1 protein-coding gene and 1 pseudogene are annotated in these 1,117 nt (G+C 62.6%); both read left to right on the top strand.

What is annotated here, in order from left to right:
• The coding region (locus FJ980_RS33440; protein ID WP_140547648.1) for an ABC transporter substrate-binding protein at positions 1-958 on the top strand (958 nt) is incomplete at its 5' end.
• Between the two features lie 48 nt (positions 959-1,006).
• A pseudogene (locus tag FJ980_RS33435) lies at positions 1,007-1,117 on the top strand (peptide ABC transporter permease); the annotation flags it as partial.

The following is a 1,117-nucleotide window of genomic DNA, read 5'->3' as shown; positions in this document are numbered from 1 at the left end:
TTACCAGACCGACGCTGCCATCCGCTACAAGGCCAACCCCGACTATTGGGGCGGCAAGCAGAAGATCGACGACCTTGTCTTCGCCATCACCACCGATCCGGCGGTCCGTGCGCAGAAGCTGAAGGCCGGCGAATGCAACATCATGTCCTACCCGGCGCCGGCCGACATCGCCGGCCTGCAGGCCGATCCGAACCTGAAGGTCGACGAGCAGGAAGGCCTCAATGTCGGTGCGCTGATGTACAACACCCAGCAGAAGCCGTTCGACGACGTGCGCGTGCGCAAGGCGCTCAACATGGCCATCAACAAGAAGGCTATCATCGACGCGGTCTTCCAGGGCGCCGGCCAGGTGGCCGTCAACCCGATCCCGCCGACCATGTGGTCCTACAACAAGGACGTGAAGGACGATCCGTACGATCCGGATGCGGCCAAGAAGATGCTCGAAGAGGCCGGCGTCAAGGACCTCAAGATGAATGTCTGGGCCATGCCTGTGTCGCGCCCCTACATGCCGAACGCGCGCCGCACCGCCGAGCTGATCCAGGCCGACTTCGCCAAGGTCGGCGTCACAGTCAACATCGTCAGCTACGATTGGGGTGAATACCTCAAGCGCGCTTCGGCGGTCGATCACGACGGCTCCGTCATCGTCGGCTGGACCGGTGACAATGGCGATCCGGACAACTTCCTCGGTGTGCTCTTGAGCTGCGCTTCCGTCGGTTCGAACAACCGCGCGGAATGGTGCAACAAGGACTTCGATGCGCTCATCAACAAGGCCAAGACGGTTTCCGACCAGGCCGAGCGCACCAAGCTCTACGACCAGGCGCAGGTCATCTTCAAGGAACAGGCACCGTGGGCGACGCTCGCACACTCCAAGGTGTTCATGCCGATGCAGAAGACCGTCTCCGGCTTTGCGATGGATCCGCTCGGCATCCATCGCTTCGACGGCGTCGATATCGCCGAATAAGGTTCGCGAAACGGGGCGGCGCCACAGCGCCGTCCCACCTCGCCCGCCATGCTGCGTTATATCCTCGGCAAGCTCGCCCTCATCGTCCCGACCTTCATCGGGATAACCATCCTCGCCTTCGGCTTCGTGCGCATCCTGCCCGGTGCTCCGGTGCTGGTG

Source organism: Mesorhizobium sp. B1-1-5, assembly GCF_006443065.1.
Classification (GTDB): domain Bacteria; phylum Pseudomonadota; class Alphaproteobacteria; order Rhizobiales; family Rhizobiaceae; genus Mesorhizobium.
Note: the sequence above shows the minus strand (reverse complement) of the source record. Positions and strands in the feature narration are given on the sequence as shown.